The organism is Microbacterium sp. Y547, from assembly GCF_057669785.1.
Map to the genome: position 1 here is coordinate 242,833 of NZ_JBYHFN010000001.1, position 17,364 is coordinate 260,196.

The 17,364-nt window shown below is 68.6% G+C and carries 16 protein-coding genes, 2 tRNA genes and 1 riboswitch; of the genes, 7 read left to right on the forward strand and 11 right to left on the reverse strand.

Annotated features, from left to right (window positions below; translation table 11 throughout):
- Window positions 1-22 precede the first annotated feature (22 nt).
- Both AC25Y0_RS01255 and AC25Y0_RS01260 read left to right on the forward strand, forming a co-directional pair.
- A complete protein-coding gene (locus AC25Y0_RS01255; protein ID WP_488134064.1) occupies window positions 23-496 on the forward strand; it encodes an Lrp/AsnC family transcriptional regulator in 474 nt (157 codons plus the stop codon).
- Window positions 497-563: 67 nt separating this feature from the next.
- Window positions 564-1,763 carry a cysteine desulfurase-like protein gene (locus tag AC25Y0_RS01260; protein WP_488134065.1) on the forward strand — a complete coding sequence of 400 codons (1,200 nt, stop codon included), beginning with the start codon at window positions 564-566 and terminating at the stop codon, window positions 1,761-1,763.
- Window positions 1,764-1,784: 21 nt separating this feature from the next.
- Here AC25Y0_RS01260 and AC25Y0_RS01265 read toward each other — a convergent pair whose 3' ends face one another.
- Window positions 1,785-3,239: a DHA2 family efflux MFS transporter permease subunit gene (locus tag AC25Y0_RS01265; RefSeq protein ID WP_488122551.1), complete on the reverse strand. Its 1,455-nt coding sequence runs from the start codon at window positions 3,237-3,239 to the stop codon at window positions 1,785-1,787.
- A 131-nt stretch (window positions 3,240-3,370) separates the two neighbouring features.
- Here AC25Y0_RS01265 and AC25Y0_RS01270 point away from each other — a divergent pair, with 131 nt between their 5' ends.
- A complete protein-coding gene (locus tag AC25Y0_RS01270; RefSeq protein ID WP_488134066.1) occupies window positions 3,371-4,024 on the forward strand; it encodes an IMPACT family protein in 654 nt (217 codons plus the stop codon).
- Window positions 4,025-4,100: 76 nt separating this feature from the next.
- On the opposite strand, the gene AC25Y0_RS01275 is transcribed toward AC25Y0_RS01270, so the two are convergent.
- The 4 genes from AC25Y0_RS01275 to AC25Y0_RS01290 all read right to left on the reverse strand — a co-directional run bounded on the left by AC25Y0_RS01275 (window position 4,101) and on the right by AC25Y0_RS01290 (window position 6,513).
- Window positions 4,101-4,174 (reverse strand) — tRNA-Met (locus AC25Y0_RS01275).
- Window positions 4,175-4,208: 34 nt separating this feature from the next.
- Window positions 4,209-4,280 (reverse strand) — tRNA-Thr (locus AC25Y0_RS01280).
- Between the two features lie 64 nt (window positions 4,281-4,344).
- Entirely contained in the window at window positions 4,345-5,511 is a 1,167-nt protein-coding gene (locus AC25Y0_RS01285; RefSeq protein WP_488122553.1) for a M23 family metallopeptidase, read from the reverse strand.
- 204 nt (window positions 5,512-5,715) lie between these two features.
- Window positions 5,716-6,513 (reverse strand): inositol monophosphatase family protein, encoded by a 798-nt coding sequence (locus AC25Y0_RS01290; protein ID WP_488122554.1) that lies wholly within the window; start codon window positions 6,511-6,513, stop codon window positions 5,716-5,718.
- Between the two features lie 43 nt (window positions 6,514-6,556).
- On the opposite strand from AC25Y0_RS01290, the gene AC25Y0_RS01295 reads away from it, so the two are divergent.
- The gene (locus AC25Y0_RS01295; protein WP_488122555.1) at window positions 6,557-8,161 is read left to right on the forward strand and encodes a phytoene desaturase family protein; all 1,605 of its coding nucleotides are present in this window, start codon (window positions 6,557-6,559) and stop codon (window positions 8,159-8,161) included.
- Between the two features lie 18 nt (window positions 8,162-8,179).
- Here AC25Y0_RS01295 and AC25Y0_RS01300 read toward each other — a convergent pair whose 3' ends face one another.
- On the reverse strand, window positions 8,180-9,127 hold the full coding sequence (locus AC25Y0_RS01300; protein WP_488122556.1) for a hypothetical protein: 948 nt from the start codon (window positions 9,125-9,127) through the stop codon (window positions 8,180-8,182).
- A gap of 154 nt (window positions 9,128-9,281) precedes the next feature.
- On the opposite strand from AC25Y0_RS01300, the gene AC25Y0_RS01305 reads away from it, so the two are divergent.
- On the forward strand, window positions 9,282-9,755 hold the full coding sequence (locus AC25Y0_RS01305) for an S-ribosylhomocysteine lyase (RefSeq protein ID WP_488122557.1): 474 nt from the start codon (window positions 9,282-9,284) through the stop codon (window positions 9,753-9,755).
- On the opposite strand, the gene AC25Y0_RS01310 is transcribed toward AC25Y0_RS01305, so the two are convergent.
- The 4 genes from AC25Y0_RS01310 to AC25Y0_RS01325 are packed head-to-tail and all read right to left on the reverse strand — an operon-like array spanning window position 9,752 to window position 13,420.
- Window positions 9,752-10,861 carry a diaminopropionate ammonia-lyase gene (locus AC25Y0_RS01310; RefSeq protein ID WP_488122558.1) on the reverse strand — a complete coding sequence of 370 codons (1,110 nt, stop codon included), beginning with the start codon at window positions 10,859-10,861 and terminating at the stop codon, window positions 9,752-9,754. The genes AC25Y0_RS01305 and AC25Y0_RS01310 overlap by 4 nt on opposite strands.
- Before the next feature lie 17 nt (window positions 10,862-10,878).
- The gene (locus AC25Y0_RS01315) at window positions 10,879-11,628 is read right to left on the reverse strand and encodes an ABC transporter ATP-binding protein (protein ID WP_488122559.1); all 750 of its coding nucleotides are present in this window, start codon (window positions 11,626-11,628) and stop codon (window positions 10,879-10,881) included.
- Window positions 11,625-12,404, reverse strand: coding sequence for an ABC transporter permease (locus tag AC25Y0_RS01320; RefSeq protein ID WP_488122560.1), 780 nt, complete (start codon window positions 12,402-12,404; stop codon window positions 11,625-11,627). Before AC25Y0_RS01320 ends, AC25Y0_RS01315 begins: the two co-directional genes overlap by 4 nt.
- Entirely contained in the window at window positions 12,401-13,420 is a 1,020-nt protein-coding gene (locus AC25Y0_RS01325) for an ABC transporter substrate-binding protein (RefSeq protein WP_488134067.1), read from the reverse strand. Before AC25Y0_RS01325 ends, AC25Y0_RS01320 begins: the two co-directional genes overlap by 4 nt.
- A 25-nt stretch (window positions 13,421-13,445) precedes the next feature.
- Window positions 13,446-13,554, reverse strand: a riboswitch (TPP riboswitch).
- A gap of 38 nt (window positions 13,555-13,592) precedes the next feature.
- Here AC25Y0_RS01325 and AC25Y0_RS01330 point away from each other — a divergent pair.
- Entirely contained in the window at window positions 13,593-14,216 is a 624-nt protein-coding gene (locus tag AC25Y0_RS01330; protein ID WP_488134068.1) for a YkoF family thiamine/hydroxymethylpyrimidine-binding protein, read from the forward strand.
- 1 nt (window position 14,217) lies between these two features.
- Entirely contained in the window at window positions 14,218-15,534 is a 1,317-nt protein-coding gene (locus tag AC25Y0_RS01335; RefSeq protein ID WP_488134069.1) for an NtaA/DmoA family FMN-dependent monooxygenase, read from the forward strand.
- A 384-nt stretch (window positions 15,535-15,918) separates the two neighbouring features.
- Here the strand turns inward: AC25Y0_RS01335 and AC25Y0_RS01340 are convergent, their stop codons facing one another.
- Window positions 15,919-17,265, reverse strand: a complete 1,347-nt coding sequence (locus AC25Y0_RS01340; protein ID WP_488134070.1) for an ApeA N-terminal domain 1-containing protein — start codon at window positions 17,263-17,265, stop codon at window positions 15,919-15,921.
- Window positions 17,266-17,364 lie beyond the last annotated feature (99 nt).

Below are 17,364 nucleotides of genomic sequence, written 5' to 3' on the forward strand. Positions count from 1 at the left end.
TCTCAGATGACGGGGAGGGCTGATGCCGACAGAGGAATCTTCGCGGACGTTCGACGTCGACGACGTCGACCTGTCGCTCCTTCGCGAACTGGAGCGCAACGGCCGGATCTCGAACAGCGAACTCGCGGCTCGCGTGGGCATCGCCGAGTCGACCTGCCACAAGCGCGTACGCCGCCTCGTGGCATCCGGCGCGATCCGGGGCGTGCACGCCGACGTCGACCCCGCTGCGGCAGGCCTCGACCTCGAAGCGCTCATCGGCATCCGGCTGCACGCGCACGCACGCGGAGACCTGCGGCGGTTCCAGACCTATCTCGAGCGGCTGCCGGCGACGCGGCACGTCTACTTCGTCGCGGGCGACCTCGACTTTCTGCTGCACGTCGCCGTGCGCGACGCCGCCGCGATGCGAGAACTCGTCAGCGACACCCTGAGCCTGCGCGAAGAAGTGGCCGCGACGAACACGAGCCTCATCTTCGACCACGCGGCGGGCCGTCGCTAGCCGCACCGCACGAGTGCGCACGGTGCGCGATATCGTCGGCAGGAATCCATCACCCGAAGGAGTCCGCATGCTCGACGTCGCCGCCATCCGCGCACAGTTCCCCTCGCTCACCTCGGGCATCGCCCACTTCGACGGGCCCGGCGGAACGCAGACCCCGAGCGTCGTCGGCGATGCCGTCGCGCGCACCCTGACGGGACCGCTGTCGAACCGGGGCACCAGCACGCGCAGCGAGCAGAACGCGGAAGATGCCGTCGCGGCCTTCCGCCAGGCGTTCGCCGACCTGCTCGGGGCGGCACCCGAGGGCATCGTCTACGGTCGCAGCGCGACACAGCTGACGTACGACTTCTCTCGGCACCTGGCCAAGGCCTGGGATCCGGGCCACCAGATCGTCGTGACCGAACTGGATCACGATTCCAACGTGCGCCCGTGGGTACAGGCCGCTGCGCGGGCGGGCGTGACGGTGAAGTGGCTCGAACTCGATCCTGCGACGGGCGACCTGCGCCTCGACGACCTCGATGAGGTGATCAACCCGCTCACGCGCCTCGTGGCCGTCACGGGCGCTTCCAACCTCATCGGCACGAAGCCGCAGATCGCGCGGATCGCGCAGCGCGCGCACGAAGTCGGCGCACTCGTGTACGTCGACGGCGTGCACTACACCGCGCACTCCCTGGTCGATATGCAGGCGCTCGGGGCCGATCTCTTCGTGTGCTCGCCGTACAAGTTCTTCGGTCCGCACTGCGCGGCGCTCGCGGCCTCCCCCGACCTGCTCGACCAACTCAGCCCCGACAAGCTGCTGCCTTCGACCGACACCGTGCCCGAGCGCTTCGAGTTCGGCACGCTGCCGTACGAGCTCATGGCCGGCGCCACGGCCGCGGTCGACTTCATGGCGAGCCTCGCTCCCGCCGAGGGCGCGCGCCGCGAACGGCTCGCCGCCGCCGCACAGCTGACCCACGAGCACGAGATGCGACTGCGGCACCGGGTCGAAGACGCACTCGCCGCGCACGGCGACCGTCTGGTCGTGCACTCGGTCGCCGCCGATCGCACACCGACGCTGTTCTTCACGTTCAACGATCGGGATGCCGCCGAAGCAGGCCGCTTCCTCGCGTCGCGCGACATCGCCGCCCCGGCGGGGAGCTTCTACGCGCACGAGCCCTTCCGTGCGCTGAACACGGGCAAAGAGGCGGGCGTGCGCGTCGGCCTCGCGCCCTACAACGACGACGCCGAGATCGACCGGCTCATCGAGGCGCTCGGCGACTTCCTGCGCTGACCGCCCCGAGCGTCCGCGAGGTCAGGCTTCGACGGGCACCGCGGGCTTGCGCACGAACACCGCGAGGACGACTGCGGCAGAGGCGATGAGGGCGCCGATGAGGAAGGCGCTGTGCACACCCGCTGCGGTGGATGCCACGGCACCGGCGCCGTCCTGGGCTGCAGCCGCCGCCGACACGGCCATCAGGGTGATGAACAGCGCCGTGCCGGCTGCACCGGCCACCTGCTGCATCGTGCCGACGATCGCGCTGCCGTGCGGGTAGAGCGATCGCGGCAGCGACCCGAGGGCCGAGGTCAGCAGCGGGGTGAACACGAAGCCGAGACCGAGGTTGAGGGCCATGTGCACCGCGACGATCCAGGCGATCGAGGCCTGTGCGTCGAATGTCGTCATGCCCCACAGGGCAGCCGCCGCGACGATCATGCCGGGCAGCACGAGCGGCCTCGGGCCGAACCGGTCGAAGAGCGACCCGACGATGGGAGCGATGACACCCATCGTGATACCGCCGGGCAGCAGCATGAGCCCGACCGTGAGGGTGTCGAGCCCGAGCACCTGCTGCAGGTAGATCGGCAACAGGATGAGCGAGCCGAAGAGGGCTCCCATCACGATGACGACCAGCGCGATCGCCAGCGAGAACGACCGCGACATGAACGTCCGCAGGTCAAGCAGCGCAGCATCCGTCTTCTGCAGCTGCACCTGACGCAGCACGAACAGCACGAGCGAGGCAGCACCGACGGCGAGCGGGATCCACACGGGCACGGGGGTGCGTCCTGACGCGGCTTCGCCGATCGAGCTCAGACCGTAGATGAGGCCGCCGAAACCGAAGGCCGACAGCACGAGCGAGAGCACGTCGAACCGCGCGTCGCGCGTCGCGGTGACGTTGCGCACCCAGAGGGCGCCGAGAAGGAGCGCGAGAAGGGCGATCGGCAGCACGATCCAGAACATCCAGCGCCAGTCCAGCGACGACAGGATGATCCCCGACACGGTCGGGCCGACGGCGGGAGCGACCGCGATGACGATGGAGATGACGCCCATCATGCGTCCGCGGTGCGTGGCGGGTACGACGTTGAGCACGGTCGTGAACAGCAACGGCATCATGATCGCCGTGCCGGATGCCTGCACGATGCGTCCGGCGAGCAGCAGGTCGAATCCCGGTGCGACCGCACAGATGAGGGTGCCCGCTGAGAAGAGCGTCATCGCGGCGAAGAAGATGTTCCGCAGCGGAAAGCGCTCGAGCAGATACCCGGTGAGGGGGATCACGACGGCCATCGTGAGCAGGAATCCGGTCGTCAGCCACTGTGCTGTGCTGGCCGTGATGTCGAGGTCGACCATGAGGCGGGGCAGAGCGACACTCATGATGGTCTCGTTGAGGATCACGACGAACGCCGAGGCCACCAACAGCGCGATCACAGGGCCGGTGCGCGGCGCGGGGGCCGATGTGCCGACGGGTGCCGTGGACGGTTGCTTCTCGAGGGTCACGAGGCTCTTTTCGGGTGGTGACGGAGGACGCACCGCGCAAACGGGCGAAGAACGAGCTTACGCGAGCGACGCCTGGACGAAGGCCACTCGCCCGCTTCGGCGTCTGCCCTGCGGCTGGATAGTTTTGACCCGTGACTCCTCTTCCGCGCTACCCGGGCACGATCGCCGCACCGGTCGAGCACGAGCTGATCATCAAGAAGTCGCGCTTTCTGACGTACGCCTTCCCCCTCGTGGCCCCGGAGGACGCCGACGGGCTCATCGCTGCGACCCGCAAGCGGCATTGGGACGCGAACCACAACTGCCTCGCCCTCGTCACGGGGGTCTCCGGAGAGCACGCCCGCTCCTCAGACGACGGCGAACCGTCGGGCACAGCCGGCGCCCCGATCCTCGATGTGCTGCGCCGACGGGACCTCACCGATGTCCTCGTGATCGTGACGCGCTATTTCGGCGGAGTGAAGCTCGGCGCCGGCGGGCTCGTGCGTGCCTACTCGTCGGCGGCCTCCGAGGCGCTGGACCGTGCGTCGCTGGTGCGGCGCGAAGTGCTGACGCAGGCCACGCTCGCCGTCGGCCACGCCGACGCCGGCCGGATCGATCACCTGCTTCGTGACTGGGCCGCGCGACACGACGCCCGCCTCGGCGACACGGACTACGCGCACGAGACGACCTTCGAGATCTGGGTGGCGCCGCACCTCGTCGAGACCTTCACGGCGGACATCGCGGCGGCATCGGGCGGCGAGCTCGTGCCCCGCTACGGAACGCAGCGCATCGTCGATGTGCCCGCGTGACGGGATCCGTGGGACGCACCGGTCTCGGCGTTCGAGCGAAAGCAAAAACCCCCGATAAATCGGGGGTTTTCATCTGTAGCAGGAGCGGGGTTCGAACCCGCGACCTCACGATTATGAGTCGTGCGCTCTCACCAACTGAGCTACCCTGCCGCGTGCATCCGATCGTCGCCGAGAGGATGTTGCGAGCCCCGAGTCAGGATTGAACTGACGACCCCTTCCTTACCATGGAAGTGCTCTGCCACTGAGCTATCGGGGCGTGCCACCCGTCACCGGGCAACTAGACGAGAATACCAGAGCCGAGGCATCCGTCTGAATCGTGATCAGCCTCCCGCGTGCTCGCGCAGCCAGGGAAGCGGATCGATGTGCGTCGTTCCGTTGAGAAGCAGTTCGAAGTGCAGGTGCGCCCCGAACGAACGGCCGGTGTTTCCGGTGCGGCCGATAACGGTTCCGACCTCGACTTTCTGGCCCGGAACGACCTGAATCGAGTCGACGATCATGTGCGCGTAGTGGCTCGAGATCATCTGGCCGTCGATCTCGTGATCGATCACGACATGCACGCCGTATCCGCCACCCGCGTTAGAAGCGACGCGCACTGTGCCGTCGGCGATCGCCTGGATCGGCGCTCCGGCGCCGGGGGTGAAGTCGACACCCTGGTGCATGCTGCCCGAGCGGGGACCGTAGCCGTAGCTGATCGGCACGCCAACGGCGAAGGGCCACTGGATGGCCGAGTTGGCGTCGTTGACGAAGAAGTCCGAGATGTTCTTGATGCCGGACTGGTACGCCAGTTCAGCCATCGTGATCGTCGAGTAGCTCTCTTCGCGGGTCACGTCGGCGTGCAGCACACTCGACGGGGCGACGTAGGCCTGGATCTCGGTGGCGGGCTCGTCTTCGGCCGGCTCGGCCGGAGTGCGCACCGACATCGCCGCGGCGCTGCTGCCACCGGCCGCGATGACGGCTTCGGCCGGGGTCGTGAGTCCGATCGTGAGCAGTCCGACGACGCCCATGACGCCTGCCGAGAACGACGTCGCGGCGACGCGCGAGAGGACGGCGCGGCGGCGGCGTGCGCCGCGGGGCGCCGCGTGCGTGGCGCCGGGCTCGGCCTCGGCGGGCTCGGGCTCGGGCTCGGGCTCGGGCTCGTCGACGGTCATCACCGGGGTCTCACCCGTGAACGAGAAGAGCCGCGCGGCGATTTCGAACTCGTCATCGGCTGCGGTCTCGACCCGCTCATCGAGCGGAGGGACCTCGTCGACCTCGTCCTCAGCGACGGGCGGCTCGATGAGCTCGAAGACGTCGGATACGACAGTGGCCCGAGTGGCGCGCAGCGCGCGCCGAGAGAGGGGCGCGGCCTGATCGACGTCGGTGCCGGGGGTGGCGACATCCGTCGCCGCGGTCGACACGCTCCACACCAGCGCGGCTGCTACCGAACGGCGCTGAGCCTCATCGCGTGGGTCCGCCGCGGTCGCTTCGGCCGTGGGGCCGGACGTCAACGTGGAGCGGTTCGACCGGCGCGTGGACGCAGGCAGAGCCAAGGGCGTGTCGGGCTGCAACAGAGTCGGGGACTTTCGGATCGTGTCGCCTCGGGTAAGGCGGCGGAACGGGCTTCATGCACCCCCGCCCGCGAACGCGCGAAGGTAACGATCGGGTAAACACTACCCCCCGCCGCCTGGGAATGCCATGGACGGGTTTGCCGCTCACCCCCGCGCGCGCTCGAGAAGAGGCCCGAACAGCCCCGGTCCGGCCGCGACGAACAGGTGCCGATCGAACGGATCGACATCGTCGTATCCGCCCACGAGGCCCCCGGCCTCCTGCACGAGAAGCGCGCCGGCGGCGTGGTCCCATGGCTGCAGTCCGCGCTCGAAATAGCCGTCGTAGCGACCGGCGGCGACATAGGCGAAGTCGAGCGACGCAGCCCCCGCACGGCGCAGGTCGCGGGCGATCGGCATGACGCGGTCCACCCGCGCGAGGTCCCCGACGTGCGTTTCGGGGTTGTAGCCGAAACCGGTGGCGAGAAGTGCTCCTGCGGAGGGCGGGTCGGCGACGACCGCGAGTCGCACGTCGCCAAGCCACGCCCCCTCTCCCCGCGCGGCGCGGAAGAGCTCGCGACCGGCCGGGTTGTAGACGACGCCGGCGAGGGCGCTCCACGAGGCGGGGTCGGGTTCGCCCTGGACCGCGGCGATGCTGACGGCGTAGGTCGGCACGCCATAGGCGTAGTTGACCGTGCCGTCGATCGGATCGACGATCCAGGTGATCCCCGACGTGCCGGACTCGACGCCCGACTCCTCTCCGAAGAACCCGTCGTCGGGCCGGGCTTCGGCCAGGCGACGCCGAATGAGCGCCTCGACTTCGCGGTCGGCGTGGGTGACGATGTCGGCGAGCGCCGACTTCGTCGCGGCGATCGCGACCCCTTCACTACGGCGGAGTCGAGCAAGCTCCCCCGCCTCCTGGGCGATCGCGATGGCGAGGTCTTGGAGTTCGATGACCGAGGGCATCCCTCCACGCTACCCGGCGCGTGCGGGCCGATAGCGTGGAGGGATGGCCGATGCAGTCCACTCCTTCACGCACGACGTCGCGATCGTCGGCGGGGGCCACAATGCCCTCGTCGCCGCCGCCTACCTCGCGCGGGCAGGTCACAGCGTCGTCGTCCTCGAGCGCCTGGAGGGTGTCGGCGGTGCCGCCGTCTCGGAACGCCCGTGGGCCGGGGTCGATGCCCGCCTGTCGCGCTACTCGTACCTGGTCAGCCTGCTGCCACCGCGCGTCATCGCCGACCTCGGCCTCTCGATCGAGCTGCGCCGGCGACGCTACTCGTCGTACACGCCGGTTCCCGACGACCCGGCACGCGGCATCCTGATCGACAACGGCGATGCCGGGGCGACCGTCGCATCGTTCCTGCGGGCCACGGGCGACGCCGTCGAGGCCGAACGCTACGGCGCCCTCATGAGCCGCATCGAACCCTTCGCCCGCAGGATCTTCCCGACCGTTCTCAAGCCGCTCGCCCGGCGTGCGGACGCCCGCCGCCTCATCAGCGACGACGATCTGTGGGCGGCGCTCGTCGACACCCCGCTCGGCACACTGCTGCGCGATTCGCTCCAGACCGACATCACCCGCGGCATCGCCCTGACCGACGCCCTGATCGGCACGTTCGCAAGCGCCGACGACGAGAGCCTCCGCCAGAACCGCTGCTTTCTGTACCACGTCATCGGCGGGGGCACGGGCGACTGGGACGTCCCGGTCGGCGGCATGGGGCGCGTCAGCGCTGAACTCGAGCGCGCGGCGCGCGACGCGGGCGCCGACATCCGCACGAACGCCGATGTCGTCTCCGTCTCGCCCGATGGCGAGGTCGACGTGGACATGAGCGGTGTGCGGCAGAGCCTGCGCGGCCGGCTCGTGCTGAGCGGCGTCGGCCCCGCCGTGCTCGACCGCCTGCTCGCCGCCGGCGGCGCCGAGCTGCTCCGCCCCGTTTCGCCCGCGCAGCCCGAGGGGGCGCAGATCAAAGTCAACATGCTGCTGCGCCGGCTGCCGCGACTGCGTGACGACTATGTCTCGCCCGAGGCCGCGTTCGCCGGCACGTTCCACATCAACGAGACGATGAGCCAGCTGGATGCCGCGCACACGGCAGCGCTGGGCGGACGCATCCCCCATCCTCTTCCCGCCGAGATCTACTGCCACTCCCTCACCGACCCGAGCATCCTGGGCGCCGAGCTGCGCGAATCGGGCGCACACACCCTGACGCTGTTCGGGCTGCAGGTGCCGCATCGCATCATCGACGACGCCGATCGCGACACCGCTCGGACCGAGCTTCTGGACGCCGCGACCCGCTCGCTCGACTCGGTGCTGGCCGAGCCGATCTCCGACCTCGTCTACGAAGCGCCCGACGGCACGCCGTGCGTCGAGGCCAAGACCACGGCCGATCTCGAGGATGCACTGGGCATGACCGGCGGCGACATCTTCCACGGGCCGCTGTCCTGGCCGTGGGCAGGCGATGACGAACCCCTTGACACGCCCGCGCAGCGCTGGGGCGTCGCGACGCCACACCCCGCCGTGCTGTTGTGCGGTTCGGGGGCGCGACGCGGCGGTGCCGTCAGCGGCATCGGCGGCCACAACGCCGCGATGGCCGCCCTGGAGCTTCTCGCGCGCTGACGACGGATGCCGCGGGCGTCAGCCGCGCGGAGGCAGCGGCGGGGGCGGCGGAAAGCCCTCGTAGCCGGCAGGCGGGGCCTGCGGCGCAGCGGGCTCGGGAGCCGGCGCGGGGTGTCCCACGATGTGCGCCCCCGGCGAGGGGTACCCCGAGTAGTAGGCACCCCAGTCGGGCTGCCCGTCGGGCATGATCGGCAGCGGCGTGACGCCGTCGATGAACGTCGGCCACGGCAGCTGCGGGGGCTGGCCCTGCGGCTGCTGCTCGCCGTACCCGGGCGCGGGCGGGAGCTGCGCGGGGTGGTGGGCCGGCGAGCCATAGACGTCGTGCGCGGGCGCCTTCTTGGGAGCGAAGAGCACGTTGACCAGCGGCACGAGCGCAGTGCCGACGGCGGCGAGGATCGCGACGGCCACGATGACGCGCCAGTACAGATCGGTGAAGGTGACGTACTCCCACAGCACGAGCGGTACCGACAGCAGCGCCGCGAGGCCGACCACGAGCGAGATGGTGATGACCGTGACGACCTGCGTGAAGCCCGTCACGTAGCGGCGGGATGCCTTCATATAGAGGCGGATGTGCAGCAGGGCGAGCTGCACGATGAGCACGATGACGAGGTACTGCACGAACCGGCCGATCCCCGAGTACGCGTAGCGCTCGGGCATCCAGATCATGACGGCGCCCACGAGCAGCAGCACGACCCAACCGACCATGCTGGAAAGCGCGAACCATGCGGGGCGGCGCTCGGCGAGGTGTGCGTCGAGGATCGCGACGCCGGCGAAGCCGACCAGCAGCAGGATCGTGAGGAACGCGCGCCCCACGATGCCGTTCTGCTCGCCGAGGAAGATCCACACGACGCACACGATCGCGGCGGCGATGAGTGCGCCGATGGCGACCCAGATCGCGGCGCGGAGAAGCGATGAAGGCGAACCGGAACGCGTCGGCTCTTCGGTCGGATACCCGGACACGGTCATCGTCGCTCCTGTCTTCTCACGGGCGGGGCCCGCCCCCATCCTGGCACGCACCACCCATCGGCGCGGTGGGGAGTTTCGCCCATCCCCCGCCCCGCGGCATCCGGATCGAAGAAGATCTGATGGGATGGACACACCGCATCGCGAGGAGGACCTGATGGCCGAGATCGAGAGCTTCACCCTGGACCACACCGCCGTGAAGGCGCCGTACGTGCGTCGGATCGGGGTCGAGCACGGCCCCTCGGGCGGCACGATCACGAACTTCGACGTGCGCTTCGTGCAGCCCAACGCGGGAGAGATCCCGACGGCGGGGCTTCACACGCTCGAGCACATGCTCGCGGGGCTGCTGCGAGACCGCATCGACGGCGTGATCGACATCTCTCCGTTCGGCTGCCGCACCGGCTTCCACCTGCTCATGTGGGGCGAGCCGGCTGTCGCCGACGTCGTCGCGGCCCTCACGAGTGCCCTGCGATTCATCGCCGACGAGGCCGTCGAATCCGATGTGCCGGCCGTCTCAGCGATCGAATGCGGCAACTACCGGGATCACTCGCTGCACTCGGCACGCGAGTGGGCCAAGGTCGTCCTCGACGACGGCATCAGCCTCGACGCGTTCGAACGCGTCGGCGTCTAAGCGTCGAGGTCCGGCAGTGGGTTCGCTGCTCGGCCCTCGGTACTGAGCAGCAGCACCGTCGCCTCGGCCGTGAGGGGCGTGGTCTCGCCGGGCGCGAAAGATGCAGCGGCGAGCGCGCGTGCGCCCGCGAGGGTCGCGGCACCGCACGGCCCCGCATCGACCCCGAGCGCCTCGAGGTCGCGCACGGCGCGCGCGGCGGCGGCATCCGTCACCGTCACGGCCGCATCAAGGCCGGCGTGCAGAACGGGCCAGCCACCGGTCGTGGGAGTGCCGCAGTTGAGCCCCGCCATGATCGTCGACGCCGTCTCGACCGTCACGGGGCGCCCCGCACGCAGCGACTCGAGGATCGTCGGCGCCGCCGTCGGCTCGACGCTGAGCACCGTGGGAGCCGTCTGACCCGAGCGGTAGTGGCGCACGACGGCCTCGGCGAGCGAGCCCACGCCGACGGGCACGACGACGACATCTGCGCGGGCTCCCACAGCTGCGAGCTGCGCGTCGGCTTCGGTGACGAGTGTCGAATACCCCTCGACGATCCAGTGCGGAACCTGCTCGTAGCCCGGCCACGACGTGTCCTGGATGAGCACGTCAGCATCGCCCACGGATGCCGCGGCTGCGGCGACGACGTCGTCGTAGGGTGCATCCCGCTCGATGCGCTGCGCCCCTTCGGACTCGATCGCCCCCTTCGCCGCCGGTGAGATGTCGGCCGGCGTGTGGATGCGGGCGGGGATACCGAGCAGGCGTGCCATGTGGGCGACCGCGCGGCCGTGGTTGCCGTCGGTCGCAGCGACAAGGCGCACAGGCCCCGACGCCCGCAGGCGCTGCTCGAGGTCGGCGAGAGGCAGCGCCCCTCGCTCTCCGACCCGCTCGGTCAGCGCCCGGGACACGGCGTACGAGGCCCCCAGGATCTTGAACGCGGGAAGCCCCAGGCGTGAGGCCTCCTCTTTGATGAAGACGCGCGCCACGCCGAGCTCACGCGCGAGGTCGGGCACCTCGACGAGCCTCGTGACGGCGTACCCCGGGAGCGAGGCGTGGAAGCCGCGGATGTCGGGCGAGCGTTCGGTCCGCCAGTGACGGGCGACGGGGTTCAGATAGGTATCGACGCTCATGACGCGAGCCTACGCACCTAGCCCGCACGCAGCAGGTCGCGCAACCTCTCTTCCAGGGCGGGCACGCGCGGGTCGGTGACGAACCCTTCGCCACGCGGGATGTCCCGCGTCACGACCGTCTCACCGACGATCCGCGCAGGGCGGCGTGACATGACGTACACGCGGTCGGACAGCCGAACCGCCTCGCGGATGTCGTGGGTCACGAGCAGAACGCTCCACCGGTGGGTCGCCCACACCGCCAGCAGCCATTCCTGCATCTCGTCCCGGGTGATCGCATCCAGCGCGCCGAAGGGCTCGTCGAGCAGCAGCAGCGGTTGGCCCTGCACCACGGTGCGCGCGAGCGACACCCGCTGCCGCATGCCGCCCGACAGCTGCCGGGGATAGCGCCGCTCGCTGCCGGACAGCCCGAAGGCGTCGAACAGCTCACCGGCGCGACGCCTCGCTTCGCGCCGCCCGACGCCTGCCACCTCGAGACCGATCGCGGCGTTGTCCAGAGCGCGCCGCCACGGCAGCAGGGCATCTCGCTGCGGCATGAAAGCGAACGGTCGCTCCCCCGCCGACACGGGAGCGCCGTCGAAGAGGATGAGGCCGGAATCGGCGGCGAGCTCCCCCGTCAGAAGCGAGAGGAGCGTCGACTTGCCGCTGCCGCTCGGGCCGATGAGGCTCACGATCTCGTCGGGCGCGACCGACACGGTCAGATCATCGAGAACCGGCACCCCGTCGAAGCTCTTGCGGATGCCGGTGAGCTCCAGGCCGCCGGCACTCATCGCGCTGCTCCCTTCTCGACGCGCAGCCACGGCAGCACGAGGCGCTCGATGAGCCCGACGAGACCGTAGAGAAGCAGGGTCAGCACGGAGCTGACCGCGACAGCGGCGAGCACGAGGTCGGTGCGGAACACGTTCTTGGCACTCTGCATGTAGACGCCCAAGCCCGCGACTGCGCCGGCGTACTCCGCGAAGATCGCCCCTACGACGGCGTACGTGATCGAGATGCGCAGCGACGAGAAGAACGACGGCATCGCCGACGGCAGTCGGACCATGCGGAAAACGGTGCGCTTGCCCGCCCCCATCGATCGCAGCAGGTGCTCGGCGTCGGGATCGGCTGATGCGAAACCGCGCATGAGTCCCACCACCATCGGGAAGAACGTGACGAACGCGACGAGCAGCACCTTCGGAAGCAGGCCGAACCCGAACCACAGCACGACCAGTGGTGCGAGCGCGATGAGCGGCAGGGTCTGGCTCACGATGAGCAGCGGCATCGCCGCTCGGCGCCCCAGCACGAAGAAGTCCAGGGTGGTCGCGGTGACGACGGCGAGCGTGATCGACAGCGTGAACCCCAGCGCCGTGGCTGTGAGGGTGGGAAGAGTGTGCCGCAGCAGCACGTCGCGCTCGCCGAACCCCTGCTCGAGGATCCGGAGCGGCGACGGAAGCACTCCACCCGCGACGAGGCCGGCGTTCGCGACGGACTGCCACACGATCAGGATCGCCAGGGCGGCGATGACCGGCGGAAGAACGACGGCGGCCGAGCCGCGGATTCTGCTCACTCGAGGTAGTCGGTGGAGTAGTACTCCGACCAGTCGGGCGCCTCGGTCACGGTCTCACCCGATGCGTCCGTGAGGATGCCGTTGTCGAGGAGGAACGCGCCGAAGTCCTCCCACTTCTCGGGCACGACTTCGCCGATAGCCACGCCTTCGGCGACGAAGTACTGCTCTGCGAGCAGCTTCGCGCTGCGGGTGACGAGCTCTTCGGCGGCCGCGAGCGTGTCCGAATTGGCCTCGATCAGGATGCGGGCCGCCTTCTCGGGCTCGGCGGCGGCGTACGAGTACCCGCGCTGCAGGGCTGCGACGAACGCCCGGGCGGTCTCGGGGTTCGCCTCCAGGTAGGCGTCGCTGGAGATGATCCCGGTCGAGTGCAGATCGGGTACGCCGTAGTCCTGGTACCGGAACGCGCGATACGGGTGTCCGTCGATGTCCGCTTGAATGTCCTCCCACGTCGAGACCGAGAGCGTGAAATCGATGCGGTTCTGGCTCAACGCCTCGTAGGCACCGGTGTCGAGCACGACCTCTTCGAAGTCGCCGTCGCCGCCGTCGCCCTGGATCACGGCGCGCGCCAATGCGCCGTAGAGCGGCGAGCCGAAGCCGCCGAACACTCCGCCGTCGAGATCCGCGGGTCGCTCGACGTCGTCGCGGTCACCGAGGATCACGAGCCGACCCGTGTCGGACTGCGTCACCTGAAAGACCGACACGACGTCGCGGCCGGCGGTGCGAGCGAGCTGCACGCCCGCCTGACCTGCCAGCCCGAAGTCCGCCGAACCGGCAGAGACGAGTTCGGGCACCGAGGTCGAGGCATAGGGCAGGATCTCGACGTCGAGGCCCGCGTCGTCGAAGTAACCGAGCGCGTCGGCGACGTAGACCCCGATGTGGTTCGTGTTCGGCGCCCAGTCGAGCGCGAACGTGACCTTCTCGGGGTCATCGGGCGAGGCAGCCGACCCGGTGGCGCACCCGGCGAGGCCGAGCGCGAGCGCGAGGGTGGATGCCACGAAGGCGTGGTGTTTCCGCATGGGTGTGCCCCTCTGATCGGGCACGGGTGAAGAAGAGATGCCTCCCTGCGCTGGCATTACCCAGATCAGGTTCGACGGTCGAAGGTTGGAGCCTTCCTCTCAGCCCGGCTTACCGAGCTCCCGTGTCACGACGAGCGTAGCCGATTCCCGGCAGCGGCTATGGTGGTGCGTCATGCCCCCCACGACGGATCAGAACCCGCTCACTCCGACCGAGTACGGGGTGGGCGCGCGCTTCACCCTCTCGGTCTACGACTCCGCCTATGTCGACGTGATCCTCGGGGCGCTCTCCGTAGCCGACGCGAGCGCCGTGACCGTCGAAACGAACGACATCTCGACCTTCGTGGGCGGTGCTGAGGCCGATGTGCTGCGCTATCTGCGCGACGTCATCGCCGCCGCGGCCTCTGGCGGAGCACACGTCTCGGCGGCGATCCTGCTCTCCCGAGGCTGCCCGGGCGAACTGCAGTGCGAGCTGCCGGCGGGTGTGGATGCGCTCGGCGCGGAGCCCGTGCAGCTCGAGGCCACCGGCATCCGTGCGCGCGCCCACTGGTCGCTGTATCCCCTGCTCGACGGGGGCACCGACGGCGACCACATGACGGCGATCTACGACGCGATCGAGCAGGCGAAGCAGGTGGGCGTGTACTCGGGTTCAGACCACTACGCGACGCGTCTGGACGGCGATCTCGCCGACGTGCTGACGACCGTCGCGAACGCCTGGATCGCGGTGGGACGCACCGTGCAGCATGTGACGACCCACGTCACCATCTCGCTCAACAGTCCGACGCTCGCGGCGAGCTGACGTGTCCAGGCGCATGCACCTCGTCGCGATGGTGAATCCGCCGACGAGCCAGTACGCCGAGAACTGGCGCAATCCGCTCGGAAGAGCCGACTGGCTACGAGGCGAATTCTTCGCTGATCTGGGCCGGATGCTCGAACGCGGCCGGTTCGACATGATCTTCTTCGCCGATGCTCTGGCGGTCCCCGAAGACGCAGACGGCAGGGTCGACACGACCCTGGCGACCGGCGGGAAGGGCAGCATCTACCTCGACCCGATCTCGCTCATCTCGCTCGTGGCGGGAGTGACGAGTCGGATCGGACTCGGAGCCACCGTGTCCACGAGCTTCGCGCCCCCGTACACGATCGCCCGCCAGCTCTTGACCGTCGACCAGCTCTCGGGCGGACGCGCTGCGTGGAACATCGTGACATCCACGACGGATGCCGAGGCCCGCAATCATGGGCGCGATTCCATCGCGGGGTCGGCCGCTCGCTACGACAACGCCGACCGCGTCACTGCAACGGTCATCGACTTGTGGAACAGCTGGGATCCGGATGCCCTCGTGCTCGATCGCGAAGCACGCAGGTTCGCGGATGCGCAGCGCGTACACCGCGTGCCGCCGCGGGGCGCCGACCTGGCGCGCGGGCCGCTCACGGTGCCCGCGAGTCCCCAGCGCCGCCCCGTGCTCATGCAGGCGGGCGCCTCACCGCGCGGGCGCGATTTCGCGGCGCGCTGGGCGGAGGTCGTTTTCGCGATCGGGGACTCCGAAGAGCAGATGCGGGCCTTCCGCGAAGAGCTGCGCGGTCGCGCCGAGCGGGATCACGGCCGCGATCCCGACGCCATCCGCGTCCTGCAGGGCGTGCAGCCCGTACTCGGATGGACCGATGCCGATGCCCGGACCAATCTCGCTGGGCTCCGCGCACAGATCTCGCTCGACGACGCCCTGGTCAAGCTCGCGCGGTTGCTCCACGCCGAGTCACTCGATCCCACGGCATCCGCCCTCGAAGTGCTGAGGGCGCATCGGGGAGCGACAGGAAGCGTCGCGTTCGAGGACATGCTCGCCGCGGTCAGCGCCGAGCGCGGCTACACCGTCGCTGATCTCGCCATCGAGCAGGCCATGAACCAGCTGCATCCTCAGCTCGTGGGCTCACCCGAGAGCGTCGCGAGCGAACTTGAGCACTTGTTCCGCAGCGGTGCCGCCGACGGATTCATCGTCATGCCCGCGCTCTATCACTCGTCGTTCGAAGACTTCGTGAACGGTGTGGTGCCCGAGCTTCAGCGACGAGGTGTCTTCCGTACCGAGTATTCGGGACCGACGCTCCGCGACCACCTGCACCCCTGAGCGGGACCAGCCGCGCGGCGCGAAGCGCTCTCCGGCTGCGACAACTGGCCGGTGGCGCAGACAGAAGAACCCCGGGCGCTGGGATTCTCCAGTGCTCCGAGCCTTCTTGATGTGGAGCTTGCTGAGGTTGTGCCCGAACTTCTTGCGGATGTGCTCGGTGCTCTGAGCGTTGGACAGTTCCGGGGTGGCACCTTCTACGTACCTTTCGAGGGAAGTCGAAGGCGAGAGATTCGAAGGCAAGCTGGACAACATCCGGCAGTGTGGATTCACCTGCACGCCGGTGCGAAGATCAAGTTCTCGAGCAGCCACATCATCGACTATCAGTACGCGGACGAGATGAACGCGCCCGCCCAGAAAGAGATCGCAGCCTGAGCGTCGCTCGGACTAGGCGGGGCGATACTCTCCGCTGAGCGGGTCCCTATCCAGACGGTCCCGCAACACCTGGTGGCTGCATCCGAGCTTTGAGGCGAGCCAATATCTGAGCATCAAAGCGTTCTCGCGATACGCGTTTGCGATCGTCAGGATGTCCGGAGTCGGGTTGTCGGCGTGCTTCACGCCCATGTAGCTCAGTCTCGATCTCGTCTTCCATGCCTCCACATCTGGCACGGGGACGACGGACATGTCCGCGACTATGACATCCATCGCGTCGTTGTAACTGATCTGTCCTCGTGAGTTCAACCCAGAAGGCGTCTGCTCGCTGGCGAGTTGAAAGCCCAAGGCCTCCACGGCAATCCCGGTCTGCATTACGCGGGTCTCCGCAAACATCCCTCGCTGGTCGATGACGCCGGTAAGAGGGAGCATCGAGCGCTCGTACTCCCGCCGAATCCGTATCCAGCGCTCTACACCAGCTGACCCAATGTCATCAAATGTGAACAGGAATCGTGGTTCCGACTTCCACGGCTCGTGCAGCCGTAGACGATGTGTCACGACCTCGTTCCATTCCATGTCGGAGCCTGGAGCAACCCTCCTGTTGGTGTCGGGATCGAGCGGCCGAACCTTTCCAACCTCGATTCGCGAGTACCCAAATTGCCTCCAGGCGGACAGCGAGAGCAGATCCTGCACGGCGCGATGCGGTGCCAGATGGTTTTCCCAAGGCTCTGCTCGCACCGTCTCGGTAACGAGTTGAATGACGTCGTGTGTTGCGATCGTTCCGGGAGTCGGCACTGACGTCCGCCACGATGGTTGCAAGGAGAGATTCTTGGCTCTAGCTAGGCGTGTTGCGTCTGGGGAGCGCAGAGTGATGTTGTACTCGCGCGACCGACTCACAGCGTCAGTCTTGACCTCGGTCGTCGTGCTGCTGATGCTGGTCCACGCGGCCAGTCCCGGCATCTCGGTCCGCACGCCGTTGATCTTGTCGATGTCCATTTGGCGCTGGCCGAGAACTGCATAGTTGGCCACGACCCGTCCGAACCCGGCTCCGTTCGAGTTAGATGAGGATGCCGTCGGTCTGCATCCGACCAATACGACCGAGCCCAGGTGGTCGTAGAACAAGATGTTGGGCGGTGGCGCATAGCGATACTTGGTTTGTTCCGGATCGTCGCCGTACATTACGCCGCTGCCAAACCACCTGGCGTAGGGGTCATCTCGGCCGAACAGCCCCTTGGTCGCGATTGTGAGCTGAACGGATTCCTCGGTTAGTTCTAGCATGACGGCGATCTCAGGCGTATCGGGGTCGCCGTCGATCATCCACCCGATGCGTGGCTTGCCCTCGACAAGCACGTTCTTGCTCATACGGCCATGATCACGCGTATCACCACGAATGTCGCAACCGACACTGCCGCGAGAGGGTTTCCGGAGGGGACGGCCTGATCATCCTCCATCAACGCCAGA

Bases quoted from the DNA above. Each gene is read 5' to 3' on its own strand.
- AC25Y0_RS01255 (WP_488134064.1), top strand. From the start codon at position 23: ATGCCGACAGAGGAATCTTCGCGGACGTTCGACGTCGACGACGTCGAC.
- AC25Y0_RS01260 (WP_488134065.1), top strand. From the start codon at position 564: ATGCTCGACGTCGCCGCCATCCGCGCACAGTTCCCCTCGCTCACCTCG.
- AC25Y0_RS01290 (WP_488122554.1), bottom strand. From the start codon at position 6,513: ATGCCCTCGGTCATCGAACTCCAAGACCTCGCCATCGCGATCGCCCAG.
- AC25Y0_RS01295 (WP_488122555.1), top strand. From the start codon at position 6,557: ATGGCCGATGCAGTCCACTCCTTCACGCACGACGTCGCGATCGTCGGC.
- AC25Y0_RS01300 (WP_488122556.1), bottom strand. From the start codon at position 9,127: ATGACCGTGTCCGGGTATCCGACCGAAGAGCCGACGCGTTCCGGTTCG.
- AC25Y0_RS01305 (WP_488122557.1), top strand. From the start codon at position 9,282: ATGGCCGAGATCGAGAGCTTCACCCTGGACCACACCGCCGTGAAGGCG.
- AC25Y0_RS01310 (WP_488122558.1), bottom strand. From the start codon at position 10,861: ATGAGCGTCGATACCTATCTGAACCCCGTCGCCCGTCACTGGCGGACC.
- AC25Y0_RS01315 (WP_488122559.1), bottom strand. From the start codon at position 11,628: ATGAGTGCCGGCGGCCTGGAGCTCACCGGCATCCGCAAGAGCTTCGAC.
- AC25Y0_RS01325 (WP_488134067.1), bottom strand. From the start codon at position 13,420: ATGCGGAAACACCACGCCTTCGTGGCATCCACCCTCGCGCTCGCGCTC.
- AC25Y0_RS01330 (WP_488134068.1), top strand. From the start codon at position 13,593: ATGCCCCCCACGACGGATCAGAACCCGCTCACTCCGACCGAGTACGGG.
- AC25Y0_RS01340 (WP_488134070.1), bottom strand. From the start codon at position 17,265: ATGAGCAAGAACGTGCTTGTCGAGGGCAAGCCACGCATCGGGTGGATG.